Source organism: Mannheimia sp. E30BD, assembly GCF_041807785.1.
In the GTDB taxonomy this organism is placed as follows: Bacteria; Pseudomonadota; Gammaproteobacteria; order Enterobacterales; family Pasteurellaceae; genus Mannheimia.
Genome location: NZ_JBGTYX010000003.1, coordinates 24929 through 40892, shown reverse-complemented (window position 1 = coordinate 40892; position 15964 = coordinate 24929). Strand labels below are relative to the sequence as shown.

The following is a 15964-nucleotide window of genomic DNA, read 5'->3' as shown; positions in this document are numbered from 1 at the left end:
CAAACACCGTTTGCCTTATATTTAAAAGGGGCAAGCGGTGTTTTTTTATTGGAATTTTGCAAAACACCTTTTCAGCCAGCCTAAAATTACACTTCTTTACAAACCCACGCTTTTAATTAGTCCAAATACTGACTACAACACCCCAAATTAGTCAGTATTTGGACTTTTTTAGTTTGGAGAAACGATGAGTAATGTCTTTTCAGCCCCAATGAGCCTAAACGAACGCCTGTTTCATTCGGTGTTTTTTGAAATGGGGGCGATTACGGTTGCCACCATTCTGGTGAAGCTGTTTTCAAATACCGACACCAGTTCTGCCATTGGAGTGGGCATTGTGATGGCAATGATGGCGATGGTGTGGAATTTTGTGTTTAATTTTGGTTTTGACAAGGCGTTTACCGCCCCACGAGAAACACGGGGCTTGGGACTGCGTGTGTTTCATACCATCAGTTTTGAAGCGGGGCTGTTGGTATTTACCATTCCTGTGCTTGCCTATTTGCTTGGGCTGTCGTTGTGGCACGCATTTTTGGCAGATGTCGGCTTGACGATTGTCATCACCGTGTATGCCTTGATTTTTAACTACCTTTATGACCACCTTCGCCTAAAAGTGATTTAATCAGGAGTTTGCTATGAATGACACAATGACCCAAGCGGACAAACTGGGGCAATCGGTCAGCCATTTATTTAATCTTTATAATGCGTGGGCAAAGAAAAAGGGCTTAAATTACAATTATTTGGCGATTTTGCATACTTTGGTTCGCCTGCATACCTGCACCCAAAAACAGATTGGCACTTTGTGGGCATTGCCCAAACAGACCATTTCAATGGCGTGCCAAAAACTGCACGCAGACGGCTTGATTGACTATTTGCCAAGCGAAAACGACAAGCGGGAAAAAGTCTTGACCCTAACCGAACAAGGCAAAACGCTTGCCTATCCGTTGATTGATGAGCTTGATGTCTTGGAGCTTGTCACCACAAAGCAGTTTGGCAATCAGCGATTGGCTCAAACTTTACAGAATTTGCAAGCGTATAACCAAATTTTGTCGCAAGTGATGAATATTGCCGACTGATTTTTAAACGATGTTTTATGGTAATTTGGCTAACCCAAACAAAAAAAGCCCCTAAAATCTGCTATAATAGCTAATTTAATTTTAACCACATATACCCAATCACAATCAATCTAATGCCAAACACCGCTTAATGAAAATTGGGCGGTGTTTTTAAACATTGCTTAAATTTATTTTCTCTGCTGCCCTTCCAACATCTGTCTCGCCATTTCCATACTTTGAATAATTGCTCGGCGGTTAATGGCATCATTGTTGCTATCTAGCACTTTTCGCCAGTAATCAAGGGCTTGTTGGTAGTTATTATTTAGAAAGCCGTCTGAGGCTCGTAGTAGCAAACTAGCACTTTCATTTTTATCTAAACTTAAGGCTTCATCAATAATTGCATTAATTTCTGCAGTCATTTTCTGCCCGTTGTCGTAATAACGAGCGGTGGCTACTGCACCTAAAATGGCGGCTTTTTTGCCGAGTAGTTTTTGGGCATTATCATAACAAACTAAGGCGGAGTCGAAATCGTTGCTTAATACATAAGCCTGCCCTAGTTCATACCAGAGATCGCCATTATTCGGGTTTTCTCTTAGCTGATTTTGTAGGCTGATAATGTAGCGTTCATTTTTTGATGTGCCGTGAGCTTCGCTGACTTGTTGCTGGAAATTTTTATGAACTTTCAAGCCTTCTTGTACAACGTGGTAACGTCCTGAAAAAGCATAGTAAGCAATTCCTAACAATAAAATTGCAACAACTGAAAGTGTTGCCATTTTAGCAAGCGGTCGATTTTTAGCGTTATTTTGCAACTCATTTTGTTCAAATTGAGCCTTCTCGAATTGGTAACGCTGTTCTGCTTCACGCTCATATTCTTGCCTCACATCATCTGCAAAATGTTGGGCAAATTTGACCGCTTGTTGATAATTTTCTCTGCTTAATTGATCACGAGTTTCCATTTTCTGTATCTTTCTTAGTCAGTTTACTCTTTATGAGTAGGGCGAGTCCTGTGCCCGTCCGTAAATTAATATTGTTTTCAGACAGGCACAGGACCTGTCCCTACGAATATTGACATAGAACTCGTCCTCTATCCCTGTAGTCGAGAGTATACTATTTCTTCTTTTTAGTTCGCCATAAAATAGCGATAAACAATACGCCAAACAACCCTAGCGGTAAGCCCCACAGCACCCACGTTTGTGGGGTAAGTGGTGGTTTATAATTGACAAAATGCCCGAAACGATCTGTCATAATGCGGATAATTTCCTCATTACTTTTGCCTGCATTGACCATTTCATACACTTCAATCCGCATATTGTAGGCGGCGGTTGCGTTTGATTCCACCAAGTTTTGGTTTTGGCATTGTAGGCAACGCAAGGAACGAGCAAGTGAAATCGCTCTGACTCGGTCTACTTCATTTTTAAATTGGAATGTATCCACCATATCTGCTTGAGCGGTATTAATAAAAACACTCATCGCAAATACAAGCGGTAAAATTTTGGCAATTTTTTGCAAAAGTGAAAATAGGTTATTTATCATTCGCTATTTTTCCTTTCTAAGTGCCTCTAATCGTGGCATAAAATCTTGGGCAAAATCGGGGTTGTAGCCTTTTTGTTGGTATCTCACTACGCCGTGTCGGTCAACCAAATAGCTTGATGGTGCTGATGATACTTTAAGTGTTTGAATTAAATAGCCTTTTTCATAGTCATCAATAATCAAGCTAAACGGATTTCCCCAGTTTTCCAATGCTTTAAGGGCATCATTCGGGCGGTCGCTGTAAGTTAAGCCCACAATCGGTACGCCTTGTTGCTTGAGTTCTAATAAAATCGGAAATTCTTTAATACACCAAGTACACCAACTCGCCCACACATTGAGAATATAAGGCTCTTGCGGCAAGCTGTTATTGTTTAAGTGAGCATTGCTATCAAGTAAGTTCTTGCCCACAAATTCAGGGAAAGGCTTGCCCTGCCAATCTTCGGTTGGGGAAAGTGCATCTTTATTCATTAACGGCACGGCAAGAAAGCCCACAATCATTACAAGTATCAGAATAGGAATAAGTAACAGTACTTTTTTCATTTTTTATGTTCTCTACGGTAACCGAATAGTGCCAAAATAGAGGCAATAATCATAATAATACCCCCCAACCACAGGGCTTGCACATAAGGCTTGTAATGGATACGGAAAGCATATTCTAAATTGCCAAACTTATCACCCATTACAATATAAACATCATCTAAGTAGTGGTGGTATAGCCCCACTTCTGCTATTGTCATCGTACGAACATCATAATAGCGTCTTTCTGGCATTACGGTTGCCAATACTTTTTCATCTTTACTAATGGAGAACACGGCTTGTTCTGCGGTGTAATTTGGGCCAATGAGATCCTTATAATCTTGATATTTGAAGGTAAAGCCCGCTAATTCTGCCTGTTCATTAGGCTTTAAACGCACGCCAATTTCATCTCCATAATAGCTGTTCATCATCGCCCCAATCACACAGATCGCAAAGCCAATGTGAGCCAGTCGCATTGCAAGCGGTTTTATTTTAAACATAAATGGCAAATAAGGGATATGAGTTAAAATAATCCACACCGCAAAACTGATAAATACGATTGGCAGTAAAACGAAATCAAAATGCTCTCTTTGTGAAATAGAGAGATAAATTATGCCAAGAGCTAAGGTTACCGCCACAGGGAATAACCATAATTTCACCAAAATCTGTTTGATTGGGATCTGTTTCCAGCGTAGCACTACTGCAAACCCCATAATAACCATTAGTAATAATGTGAGAGGAGCAAATACACTATTGAAATAAGGAGCACCAACGGAAATTGATCCCCAATTCATGATGGTAAAAATCATTGGGTAAAACGTACCAAGTAATACCACGCAAGCCGCTACACTGAATAAGCCATTAATCATTAGAAAAGCCGTTTCTTTAGAAAGCAAATCAAAACGAATGTTGCCTTGCCATAAATTAGCTCTAAAGGCGAAAAGGGCTAAAGCAATAAAACTGAGGCTGAAAAAGAGGATAAGAATTGCCATTCCCCTATCAGGATCAACCGCAAAAGCGTGAACGGAGGTTAAAACCCCGGAGCGAACAATAAATGTGCCTAATAAACTGAGGGCGAAAGCGAAGATCGCAAGTAGAATTGTCCAGTAATAAAATACGCCACGTTGTTGGCTTACAATCAAACTATGCACTAAGGCTGTGCCTAATAGCCAAGGCATTAAGGAGGCGTTTTCAACAGGATCCCAGAACCACCAGCCGCCCCAGCCGAGTTCATAATATGCCCACCACGCCCCTAAAATAATACCAGCGGTGAGAAAGCCCCAAGAAATCATCGTCCAAGGACGAATCCAACGCATTACAGCTGCGTCCATTCCCCCTGAAATAAGAGCTGCTACAATCATTGCAAAGCTAACCGCAAAGCCAACATAGCCTAAATAAAGTAATGGAGGGTGGAAGATCAACCCAATATCTTGCAACATTGGATTGAGATCTCGTCCTTCTGGTGGCGGTGGAAAGCCTCGCTCAAATGGACTAGAAACTAATAAAATAAAAAGTAGGAAACCAAGTGAAATCAACCCCAACATTACGAGCGTTCGATTAGCAAACAATCGGTCGAGATTTCTAGAAAATTTACAAAATACCGCAGACCAAAGCACAAGAGCCGTGAGCCAAAACAGCATTGAGCCTTCGTGACCGCCCCAAGATGCAGCAAATTTAAAGAAATCGGGGAGTTGGCTGTTGGAATGAACTGCGACATAGATAACGGAGAAATCGTCCGTTAAGAAAGCATAGACTAACGCAGAAAAGGAAATGGTGGTAAAAGCAGCTTGTAAATAGGTAAATAGCGGCGATAACGCTAGCCAATGGTATTGCTTGCGGATCTCTCCCCATATTGCAAAACCAACTTGAAAAATCGCTGCAATAGCAGCCAATAAAAGTGAAAAATAGCCTATTTCCGATAGCATAAAAAAATCCCAAAGATGACTGCGTTTAGGGAATGTAGGGACAGCTCCTGTGCCTGTCCGCAATGCAAAAATATGAGGGAGGGCACAGGACCCTCCCCTACATATTTATCAGACTTACTTTAACTCGCAATCGTAAGTTGTCCTGCGTAAAGGATAAAGTATCGTAAGCAGAGTACACCAATTAAGTCGAAAATGGAAATTAAGATAATAAATTTCACATTATGTTTCAAGCGGTGGCTACCAAAAATATTGGCAATAAGTGGAATTGCAATACCGATAAGCATTACTCCTATCCAGAACACCGTTCCCCAGAATCCTGAAAGGGCATTACTTAAAGCAAGTTGTTTATCTGCTCCACCGAAGTGTAAACCAACAAAGAATGCCACAATTAAGCCTAATTCAGTAACCATAATCGGTACTTCAAATTTGTGCATAAAGTGAACTTCATTGCTTTCACCTGATAGCTTACCTGCAAGCAATACCATTAGGAAGGTTGCAGCAATACCTGATGAAGCACCAGAGGCTAAGAATAACGCTGGTAATACAGGGTTATTCAACATTGGGTAACTCACTAACGCTGAAAGTAAGAAACCTGTATAAGCCCCTAGCACTGCTGCTAACACGAATAAGATAAACTCAATCGGCTTAATCAGTTTTGCCTCAATCGCATCAATCCAGCCTAATAGGAATTTTAATGCTGGCAGATAGCGGTTAATCAGCAGGGCAACCCAATCTTTAAACATAATGGCAATCCAAACAACCAATACTGCCATATAAAGTTGGAATAGCATTACCCCCATCGACATCACCGATGTGCCACTGTAGTTAAACATTAACTTCCAGAACGTCCACGGTTTTGTTAAGTGGAAGATAAGTAGCGTTAAACCGATTAATGTCGGCACAGTGCCGAGAATAGCCGCACTACGAATAATCCAGTTTTGGCTTGGCTTTTCAATTTTTACGCCACTATTACGGTAAGCAATCGCTAACTGTACCGCACCTGATGAAATACCAAGTAGGAATAAGTAAATGGCGATTGTGCCGTCCCAAACAAGGTTTGGGGTTTGGAAAGGTACATATTCATTCATTATCTATGTTCTCCTTTACCAAATGGAATGTGATATAAATTCGGCTCTGTTCCTAATGAGGTTTTGGTACGATAAACTGGATTATTTCTCACTTTGTGGAAAATATCGCTGGTTGGATCGTTCATATCCCCGAAAGTTAATGCTTTAGTCGGGCAAGCCTCAACACAGGCAGGTTGTTTACCCTCTGCAAGATTCGTATCACGGCAGAAATTACATTTATCTGCTGATTTTTTCTCAGGGTGAATGAAACGAACACGGTACGGACAAACCGCAATACAATATTGGCAACCCACACATAAATCCGCATTTACATCAACAATGCCTGTTTCAGGGTCAATGAATGAAGCACCTGTTGGGCAAACACTCACACAAGGGGCATTAGTACAATGTTGGCAAGATTGACGGAAGAATTCATATTGTACATTTGGGAATTCGCCAAACGGCTCACTACGGATAATTTCTAAACGAGAAACACCTTCAGGTACTTTATTGGTAGTACGGCAAGCATCCATACAAGCTGTACAACCAATACAAGCTGTTTCATCGTGTACCATCGCATAGCGGATTTTCTTTTTTTCTTTCTCAGTAGCAAGAGTGATAGAGGTGGCAAGACCTGTACTTGCCACTACTGCGATAGCACCTGCCCCTGAGACGAAATCTCTACGGGTGCAAGACATTATTTTGTTCCTTTTGCTTCTGTGGCTTTCATTTCAGAGTTTTTAAATTCGCCTGAGTGAATTTTGGTATGACAATCCGTACAAAGTTTGATGCGATCTTTTTCAGGAATGTCTTTCATCGGATCTTTTTCCGGGTGAATCTCGTGACAGTTCGTACAAGTAATTTTTGTTGCGTGCGTGTCGTGAGCCCAGAATGTTTCACGCAATTTCTCCGGAGTATGGCAAGCAACACAAACTTGGTTTTGCTCATTAATCGAACGCTCAAGATCTGGGTTACTTGCTTTACCGTGCGGGTTAAAACGCATTACATCTTTCACCCCTTTACGGTGGCTTTCAGAGATATTGCCGTGACAGCTCACACAAGTAAGTTGCTCACCTGTGTTCGGGCTTTTCACATCTTTTTGGAAATGTTTTCCTGCGTGATGGAAAGGTTTGCCCGTTGCATTTGCTGATTCGTGGCACTGGGTGCAATATTTGTTTGGATCACGACGTGCATCTTGAATAATTTGCGCATCATCTGCTTTTTCTGATTGCCAAAGAGGTTTTGGCTGCTCAGGCATTACTGCATTAGCGTTTGATATTGCAAAAAAAACTGCAAATATCACCGCTTGTAGGAGGGCGATTCCTCGCCCTGTTTTTAATATTACATTTTTCATAATCCACCTCAAGCTACATTATTTTGCATCTGCTTTTGGTGCTTCTTCTGCCGGCAATAAGCCTTTAGCACGCGCTTCTTTTTCCCATTGAGGAACTACTGTTTTTAAGAATTCATCTTTCGCAGCTTGATCTTTAGGAATATCTAAACCGATTGCTTTTTGTGCATTCTCTTTAGTTGAGATATCAGGAATTGCGATAGGCGTTGCAACACCGTGTTTCGTCAATACAACACCTAACTCTGCACGAGCATCTGCTGCACGATCAATACCAGTTGCAATAGTGCGTAACATTACATCCGGTGCGTGAAAGTGGTTACCATGTCCTGCTGCAGAATAATCCCAACGCCATTGAGCGTGACGGATAGCTGTTAAGATGTTTTTCATCTCTTCTTCCGTTGCACCAGCGTCCCAAGCTGCTTTCGCTTCAAAGTGTGCTTTTACTAATTGATCTTCTAAACGAATCATTGCTTCTTTTACATCGTGTTTATATTGTTTCACACGTTTTTGTAAACTTTCTTTACTTTGCTCGTGACACGTTTTACAAGTTACATCAAAGTTATCAAACGGATTACCAATTTTATGATCAGTATACACTTTGCCATCTTTATCTCTCACTTTCGGCATATGGCAATCTATACAAGTTACACCATTTTTACCGTGAGTACCTTGAGACCATACTTCAAAGTCAGGGTGCTGTGCTTTTAACATAGGCGCTTTAGATAAACCGTGAGTCCAGTCTGTAAATTTGATTTCATCGTAATATTTTTCGATACTATCAACATCAACACCATTTTTCCAAGGGAAGGTAACGTCTGTTTTATTTTTGAAGTAGTATTCAACGTGGCAGTTTGCACAAACTGCAGGACGCTGACCATGTTTGTCTAAATCTTCAAACTTCCAGCCGATAGTATTTAATGCACGAAGAACGTGAGGACGAGCAACACGCAATGCAGGTTTACCTTCTTTAAACTCTTCTGAAGTAGTGTCATGACAGTCTGCACAACCGATAGAATTCACAATTTCTGAACCATATTTCGCCCATTTAGGGTCAAAATAACCACGTTCGCCTTTTTCTTCTATTAAACGGGCAACATCTGGACCTTTACAAGTCCAGCACGCCATTGGTTGTGGACCATCATTTTCATCTTTAGGTGCACCGGTACGCAAAATATCTCTCACATCGGTAACCGCATAATAGTGACCACGAGGTTTGTTATAATCTTTAGAGAATGCATAACCCGCCCATAAAATCACATAACGTGGATCTGCTTCTAACGCACTACCACGATCTGTCGATTCAGACGTTGCTTTCCAAGATTTGTATTGCAGAGGGTATTTTTCTTCAAATAAATGGTTGGCTGATTCAACCGTTACCCCTAATTTTTCGTGTTTAAGCGCTTTATCTGTTAAAGATTCTTTTTTTGCTTCTTCAGCTAAAGCTGGTTGTAAACACCCCAATATTGAAATTGTCGCCATTACGAGGCTTTTTGCTAGAAATTTCATTTTGGTTCTCCCACTCAGGTAAAAAAATCATTCAATCTAAATAAGAATTTTTCCTATTAAATTAATAAGATAATCCTAATAATTCATTAAGGAGAATATGCAATTTAAATCAAATCGACTATCTCAAAGTGAAGATTTATTGAATTAAATCAATAAAATTAAGAAAAATACCTCTTAAGAGGTAAAAGGCTATTTTGGTTAAATAAAAACGACTTTTATTTAGCTAAAATAAAGTTTAAAAAAGACTGAATTTATGGTATTTATACAGCTTCTTTTTGCATAATAAAAATATCAAGGACACAACATTAATGAATGGGGCAAGATTAGTTACCGAGAGCCTTAAAGCTCAAGGCGTAACCACTATTTTCGGCTACCCGGGTGGTGCAATAATGCCAACCTATGATGCCATTTACGATTCGGGCTTAGATCATCTTCTCTGCCGTAACGAACAGGGGGCGGCAATGGCGGCTATTGGCTATGCCCGCTCAACAGGCAAAGTAGGTGTTTGTATCGCAACTTCCGGCCCGGGTGCAACCAATTTAATAACCGGCTTAGGGGATGCAGCCCTAGATTCCATTCCTGTAGTTGCTATTACAGGGCAAGTTACCAGCCATTTAATCGGAACGGACGCATTCCAAGAAGCAGATGTACTGGGTTTATCTTTAGCTTGTACTAAGCACAGTTTTATCGTGCAAAATATTGAAGAATTACCTGAAATTTTAGCTCTTGCATTCCAAATTGCCCAAAGTGGCAGACCGGGCCCTGTGCTGGTTGATATCCCACGAGATGTACAATTAGCACTGACTAATGCCCAACCTATTGTTTATGCTAAAGAAGAAGCTCCTGCCCAAAATGCAGAAAAATTAGCACAAGCGAAGCAATTATTAGCGAAAGCTAAACGACCGGTGCTTTATGTCGGCGGTGGTGTAGGAATGGCAAACGGTGTGCAAGCGGTCAGAAATTTTGTAAAAATTGCAAATATTCCGTCTATTTCCACCTTAAAAGGGTTAGGCACTATCGATCCAACCGATCCGCTTTATATGGGTATGATCGGTATGCACGGTACAAAAGCGGCTAACTATGCGGTACAGGAGTGCGATTTACTGATTGCCTGTGGAGCTCGTTTTGATGACCGTGTAACAGGCAAATTAGACACCTTTGCCCCTCACGCAAAAGTGATTCATATTGATATTGATAACGCGGAAATCAACAAACTTCGCCAAGCTCAAGTGGCATTAAAAGGCAGTCTCATTGAAGCTGTGGATTACTTAGCTCAACCGCTCAATATTGAGGCTTGGCGTGAAGATGTGCGTAATTTAAAACAGCAATTTGACTTCCAATATCAAGAAAATAGCGGCAATGGCGATATTGATGCGGTAGCTCTCTTGCATACCTTATCTAACCGTAAAGCGAAAAATAGCGTGGTAACCACCGATGTTGGGCAACACCAGATGTGGTCGGCACAACATTTAAGCTATTTTGACCCGAAAAATTACATTACCTCAGCAGGTTTTGGTTCAATGGGCTTTGGCTTACCTGCGGCAATCGGGGCTCAAGTGGCTCGCCCTGACGATCAAGTGATTTTGATTACAGGCGATGGCTCAATTCTAATGAATATTCAAGAGCTTGGCACAATCAAACGAGCAAATTTGCCTGTTAAAATTTTATTGCTCGATAACCAACGCTTAGGAATGGTTCGTCAATGGCAATCGCTATTCTTTCACGGTCGCTACAGCCATACAATTTTAGACGATAACCCAGACTTTGTAATGCTGGCAAAAGCCTTTGATATCGAAGGCGAACGCATTGAAAAAGCAAGCGATGTTTCTGCTGCGATTGATCGTTTCCTCAATGCAAAAGGAGCTTACCTACTCCACGTTTGCATTCCACAAGAAGATAACGTATGGCCGCTTGTTCCACCGGGTGCTTGCAATGCCGATATGCTAGATGACGATGTATAGGAGAACGCGGATGGAACAGTATCAATTAAGCATTAAAGCGAACAAACGCCCTGAAACCTTAGAGCGTATTTTAAGAGTAATCCGCCATCGTGGTTTTGAGGTAAAAAGTTTGAACGTGGAAGCAAATGATGCGACATTTGAACTAAAATTAATTTTAGTGAGCAACCGCCAGCTTTCACTTTTAACCCATCAATTAGAAAAACTGTTTGATGTTATTGAGATCAATTAATCAAACTTTTCAAGACCGTGTATTTTTTACACGGTCTTTTTTTCGCCAGAAATTTACAATTCACTATCTTTTTGATTTTATTCACATCTTCAAATTTCAACTGATTTTTCATATTTTTTGCTCTTTACTTTCTCAGCCTAACAGATCTAACATACTATATATGGTGTTAAAAATTATTAAAAAACACAATATATTGTGTTAATAAAGTAAAAATGGAAAATCTTCGATTCAGCTCAGAGCAAATTGTTTGGCAAGAAGTGCCGAATGAAACCTCACTCGCTTTTCTGATTACAGGCTGCCCGCTTGGCTGTAAAGGCTGCCATAGTGTAGAAAGCTGGAAAGCTAGCAAAGGAAAAGAACTGACGATTGATTATCTCGCTGAACGCCTCACACGCTATCAGGGTTTAATTAGTTGTGTGCTTTTTATGGGCGGAGAATGGCAGGCGGAAACATTACTCTCTTTACTAAAACTTTGCCGACAACAAGGGCTACAAACTTGCCTCTACACAGGCTTGGAACGGCACGACGTACCTCCTTATTTACTGGCTGAATTAACTTACTTAAAAACAGGTCGTTGGATTGCCGAACGAGGCGGATTAAACAGCCTAACCACTAACCAACGTTTTATTGATTTACGCACTAACGAAAATCTAAACCACTTATTTATCAAAGGAGCAACGCTATGATTCGATTAGAAGAGGAACAACTATCACGCAAATTAAAATTTATCGATCATTACATTCAAGCTAAAAATGCCGCTGATGGCTCAAAAATGGATGCTAACGCTAACGTAACACAAAAAAATATTGCCACAATGGAAAACGAACTGATGAAAGATTTTTTTGTACAAATTAATCGAGCAAAAGTCAGCGAAAAAATTGCAAAACTTTTTGGAAAAGAGACCGCTTGTGAATACCTCCGCCAAATTGAAGCACACGAAATTTACGTTCACGATGAAACCAGCCTCAAGCCTTACTGTGTATCTGTTACGATGTATCCGTTTTTACGAGATGGCTTAACCAAACTGGGGGGTGAATCCAAAGCTCCAAAACATCTCGCTTCTTTCTGTGGCTCTTTTATTAATTTTGTTTTTGCCATCAGCTCACAATTTGCAGGGGCAGTTGCAACCGTTGAATTTCTAACCTACTTTGACTACTTTGCCCGTAAAGATTATGGCGATAACTATTTAGAAACGCACCGCTCAGACATTGAAAACCACCTTCAACAAGTCGTTTACAGTATCAACCAACCTGCGGCGGCACGGGGCTATCAAAGCGTGTTTTGGAATATTTCGGTTTACGATAAATTCTATTTCGAGGCAATGTTCGGCAACTTTGTGTTCCCTGATTTTGAAAAACCAAACTGGGAAACCACCGCTAAATTGCAGCTTTTCTTTATGCAATGGTTTAACAAAGAACGCAGCAAAGCCATTCTTACCTTCCCAGTTGTAACCGCCGCAATGCTAACTGAGCAAGGCAAATGCAAAGATGATGAATTTGCCAACCAAATGGCAAATGAATTGGCACAAGGTAATTCCTTTTTTATTTATCAGTCAGATAACCCTGATTCGCTCGCCTCTTGCTGCCGTTTACGCAATGAAATTAGCGATCACACTTTCTCTTACTCGCTCGGTGCAGGCGGTGTTGCAACAGGCTCAATAAATGTAATTACAATTAATATGAACCGTTTAGTGCAAGATAAGCGTGATTTGAGCCAAGAAGTCAGCAAGATCCATAAATATCAATACGCTTACCGAAAATTAATGGAAGAATATTTAGCCAACGGAATGCTCCCTGTTTATGAGGCTGGCTTTATTTCACTCGATAAACAATTCCTTACCATTGGTATTAACGGAATGGCGGAAGCGGCTGAATCGCAAGGCTTAAAAGTGGGTTATAACCCCGAATATATTGACTTTGTACAATCTCGCTTAAAAACTATTTTTGAGGCAAATCAAGCTGCCAGCCAGCAATATGGCGTGAAATTCAACACCGAATTTGTCCCTGCCGAAAATTTAGGGGTAAAAAATGCAAAATGGGATAAAACAGACGGCTACTTCGTGCCTCGTGATTGCTACAACTCTTATTTCTATGTGGTTGAAGATGAAGAAATTAATGCCCTTGATAAATTCTTGCTACACGGTAAAGAACTAATTGAATGGCTAGATGGCGGATCCGCTCTGCATTTAAACCTTGATGAAGCCTTAACCGCCAATGGCTACCGTTCATTATTAGACACCGCTGCCAAAACAGGCTGCAACTATTTCTGCATTAACGTTAAAATTACCATTTGCAATGAATGCAACCATATAGACAAACGTACTCTGCATAGTTGCTCCAAATGCGGCTCTAAAAACATTGACTATGGCACTCGTGTTATCGGTTACTTAAAACGGGTTTCCGCCTTTAGCTCCGCCCGCCAAAAAGAGCATAGTTTGCGGTTTTATCATCGAGAAGCGGCTTAAATCTTTACAACTATTTTCTAAAGTTTTATATTGAGCTCTCATTTAGTCGGGGTGCTTGTTTTATATCTCATAAAGCAAGCTGAGAAATACCCGTTGAACCTGATGCAGTTAGCACTGACGTAGGAAACTAAAGGCTTAAAACCGTTCTATTCCCGTTTGTGTTGGTGCATTGTTTTTTTCAATACAATGAGGAATAAACGATGACCACATCTACCCCATTTCAATCTATCTATTTGCAAAAAATTCGGCAAAATCGACCGCTTGTTCACAATATTACCAACATTGTTGCCGCTAACTTTTCCGCCAACGGCTTATTAGCTCTCGGAGCTTCGCCGATTATGGCAGCTGCCATTGAGGAAATGGAAACCGTGCCAGCCTTAAGCAAAGCAGTAGTAATTAATATCGGCACACTCATTGGCAAAGAGGTTGAAGCAATGGTGCTGGCAGGAAAAACAGCCAACCGTTTAGGCATCCCTGTGCTGCTTGACCCCGTTGGTGTGGGGGCAACGCCTTTTCGCCGTCAAACCGTTGAAACCTTATTGAATGAAATCCAATTTACCGCTATTCGAGGCAATGCTGGGGAATTTGCCACTCTCGCAGGCGTAAACTGGCAAGCCAAAGGGGTTGATGCTGGGGAAGGCTCGCACAGCGTTGTAGAAATCGCACAACAGGTTGCGAAACGTTATAAAACCTTAGTAGCTATTAGTGGCGAAACCGATGTGGTAAGCGATGGCTTACGCACAGCATTGCTGAAAAACGGCAGCCCAATGTTCCCACAAATTACCGCTTCAGGCTGTTTATTGAGTGCCATTTGCGGTGCATTTTTAGCGGTTGCCGAGAAAGAACACTATTTCAACGCCGTTGTTGAGGCTTGTACTGCCTATACGATTGCAGGCGAAATAGCTGCAAAATCGCTTAAACCTACTCAATACGGGCAATTTGCCGTTAATCTGTTAGATGAGTTAGGTGCTTTAACGCCAGAAACAGTTGAGCAATATGCGGAGGTAGAATATGTCTAAACCAACACAATCAAGCCCAACCAAAGTTGCCGTTGCCTCAATGGTTGGTACAGCCATTGAATATTTTGATAACTATATCTATACAATGGCGGCGGTGCTGGTATTTAATGTGCAGTTTTTTAATAGCGATGACCCTGTTTCTAACCAATTAATGTCGCTTTCTGTTCTTGCCCTTGCTTTTTTCACTCGCCCGATGGGGTCGATTATTTTCGGGCATTTTGGCGATAAATATGGACGTAAACAAACGCTGATTGCCTCGCTACTATTGATGGGCTTATCTACAGTCGCGATTGGTTTACTGCCGAACTATGCCGCCATTGGCATTTGGGCAACGGTGCTACTCTGCTTATGCCGAATTGGACAAGGTTTAGGCTTGGGCGGCGAATGGGGCGGAGCGGCATTAGTAGCAACCGAACACGCCCCAAAACACAAGCGGGCGTTTTATGGTATTTTTCCACAAATGGGAGCTCCCATCGGCTTACTATTGGCAAACGGAGCGTTCTACCTCGTAAACCTAATTTATGGTGAGCAAGCCTTTTTAGATTGGGCGTGGCGAATTCCCTTCGTGGCTTCTATTGTTATGATTTTTATCGGCTTATATATCCGCATTAAAATCAGCGAAAGCCCGATTTTCCTCAAAGCAGAACAGCAAGGTAAAAACCGCCACACCCCACTTAAAACACTCTTTACCAAGCATTTCAAGCCGTTTATGATTGGCGTGTTCATTGCTACCGCAGGCTATGTGCTATTCTATATTTTAGTTGCCTTCACCCCGATTTTTGTGAAAAGCCCAGTTGCGGTATCTGAAGCAGGTTACGCTACAGGTTTAGGACTACCAGCGAATATGTACACCCAATACTTACTGATTACCTCTGTAATTTTTGGCATTGCGATCTTCTTCTCTGGTTTATATTCCGACAAAATCGGACGCCGTTTATTGCTACTAATCGCCACAGGAGCAACTGTCATTTACGGCTTAACAATGCCGTTTTTCCTCGAAAACGGCACACCAACTTCAATATTCATTTTCTTAACCATTGGAATGATTTTAATCGGCTTAAGTTTCGGCCCGATGGCGGTTATTCTACCCGAACTCTTCCCAACGGAAGTACGTTATACTGGGGCTTCTCTTGCCTATACCGCAGCAGGCATTTTAGGGGCAAGTGTGTTTACCATCATCGCCGTTAAAATTAACGAAAACTTTGGCTTATTTGGCGTTGGAGGGTATTTATCAGCTGCCTCACTACTCAGCTTCTGGGCGTTATGGCAAGTGCACGAAACCAAAGATTTGGAATTGGCGGAGATTTAACTGAAACAAATTAGGCGGAGCTTACGTCCGCCTAAATTAGC

16 protein-coding genes and 1 riboswitch are annotated in these 15964 nt (G+C 41.3%); of the genes, 8 read left to right on the top strand and 8 right to left on the bottom strand.

Annotated features, from left to right (window positions below):
* Window positions 1–184 precede the first annotated feature (184 nt).
* The gene (locus ACERCG_RS02700; RefSeq protein ID WP_373610540.1) at window positions 185–613 is read left to right on the top strand and encodes a PACE efflux transporter; all 429 of its coding nucleotides are present in this window, start codon (window positions 185–187) and stop codon (window positions 611–613) included.
* Window positions 614–626: 13 nt separating this feature from the next.
* On the top strand, window positions 627–1067 hold the full coding sequence (locus ACERCG_RS02695; protein ID WP_373610539.1) for a MarR family winged helix-turn-helix transcriptional regulator: 441 nt from the start codon (window positions 627–629) through the stop codon (window positions 1065–1067).
* 167 nt (window positions 1068–1234) lie between these two features.
* On the opposite strand, the gene ACERCG_RS02690 is transcribed toward ACERCG_RS02695, so the two are convergent.
* From ACERCG_RS02690 to nrfA, 8 genes are all read right to left on the bottom strand, one after another.
* Complete coding sequence (locus tag ACERCG_RS02690) at window positions 1235–2002, bottom strand: cytochrome C biogenesis protein (protein ID WP_373610538.1); 768 nt, start codon at window positions 2000–2002, stop codon at window positions 1235–1237.
* Between the two features lie 151 nt (window positions 2003–2153).
* The gene (gene nrfF, locus ACERCG_RS02685) at window positions 2154–2579 is read right to left on the bottom strand and encodes a heme lyase NrfEFG subunit NrfF (RefSeq protein ID WP_373610537.1); all 426 of its coding nucleotides are present in this window, start codon (window positions 2577–2579) and stop codon (window positions 2154–2156) included.
* Between the two features lie 3 nt (window positions 2580–2582).
* Window positions 2583–3116 (bottom strand): redoxin family protein, encoded by a 534-nt coding sequence (locus ACERCG_RS02680; protein ID WP_373610536.1) that lies wholly within the window; start codon window positions 3114–3116, stop codon window positions 2583–2585.
* Complete coding sequence (gene nrfE, locus ACERCG_RS02675; protein WP_373610535.1) at window positions 3113–5017, bottom strand: heme lyase NrfEFG subunit NrfE; 1905 nt, start codon at window positions 5015–5017, stop codon at window positions 3113–3115. The genes ACERCG_RS02680 and nrfE overlap by 4 nt, the downstream gene beginning before the upstream one ends.
* Window positions 5018–5136: 119 nt before the next feature.
* A complete protein-coding gene (nrfD, locus tag ACERCG_RS02670; protein ID WP_373610534.1) occupies window positions 5137–6105 on the bottom strand; it encodes a cytochrome c nitrite reductase subunit NrfD in 969 nt (322 codons plus the stop codon).
* Window positions 6105–6782 (bottom strand): cytochrome c nitrite reductase Fe-S protein, encoded by a 678-nt coding sequence (nrfC, locus tag ACERCG_RS02665; RefSeq protein ID WP_373610533.1) that lies wholly within the window; start codon window positions 6780–6782, stop codon window positions 6105–6107. The genes nrfD and nrfC overlap by 1 nt, the downstream gene beginning before the upstream one ends.
* Complete coding sequence (gene nrfB / locus ACERCG_RS02660; RefSeq protein ID WP_373610532.1) at window positions 6782–7438, bottom strand: cytochrome c nitrite reductase pentaheme subunit; 657 nt, start codon at window positions 7436–7438, stop codon at window positions 6782–6784. Before nrfB ends, nrfC begins: the two co-directional genes overlap by 1 nt.
* Window positions 7439–7456: 18 nt before the next feature.
* Window positions 7457–8941, bottom strand: a complete 1485-nt coding sequence (gene nrfA / locus ACERCG_RS02655; RefSeq protein ID WP_373610531.1) for an ammonia-forming nitrite reductase cytochrome c552 subunit — start codon at window positions 8939–8941, stop codon at window positions 7457–7459.
* Between the two features lie 308 nt (window positions 8942–9249).
* Between nrfA and ilvG the strand changes: the two genes are divergently transcribed.
* From ilvG to ACERCG_RS02625, 6 genes are all read left to right on the top strand, one after another.
* A complete protein-coding gene (gene ilvG / locus ACERCG_RS02650; protein WP_373610530.1) occupies window positions 9250–10902 on the top strand; it encodes an acetolactate synthase 2 catalytic subunit in 1653 nt (550 codons plus the stop codon).
* A gap of 10 nt (window positions 10903–10912) precedes the next feature.
* A complete protein-coding gene (gene ilvM, locus ACERCG_RS02645; protein WP_373610529.1) occupies window positions 10913–11131 on the top strand; it encodes an acetolactate synthase 2 small subunit in 219 nt (72 codons plus the stop codon).
* A gap of 212 nt (window positions 11132–11343) precedes the next feature.
* The gene (gene nrdG / locus ACERCG_RS02640) at window positions 11344–11817 is read left to right on the top strand and encodes an anaerobic ribonucleoside-triphosphate reductase activating protein (RefSeq protein ID WP_373610528.1); all 474 of its coding nucleotides are present in this window, start codon (window positions 11344–11346) and stop codon (window positions 11815–11817) included.
* On the top strand, window positions 11814–13595 hold the full coding sequence (gene nrdD, locus ACERCG_RS02635) for an anaerobic ribonucleoside-triphosphate reductase (protein ID WP_373610527.1): 1782 nt from the start codon (window positions 11814–11816) through the stop codon (window positions 13593–13595). The genes nrdG and nrdD overlap by 4 nt, the downstream gene beginning before the upstream one ends.
* 37 nt (window positions 13596–13632) lie before the next feature.
* Window positions 13633–13738, top strand: a riboswitch (TPP riboswitch).
* Window positions 13739–13795: 57 nt separating this feature from the next.
* Window positions 13796–14614, top strand: a complete 819-nt coding sequence (thiM, locus tag ACERCG_RS02630; protein ID WP_373610526.1) for a hydroxyethylthiazole kinase — start codon at window positions 13796–13798, stop codon at window positions 14612–14614.
* Window positions 14607–15923: an MFS transporter gene (locus ACERCG_RS02625; RefSeq protein ID WP_373610525.1), complete on the top strand. Its 1317-nt coding sequence runs from the start codon at window positions 14607–14609 to the stop codon at window positions 15921–15923. Before thiM ends, ACERCG_RS02625 begins: the two co-directional genes overlap by 8 nt.
* Window positions 15924–15964: the final 41 nt, after the last annotated feature.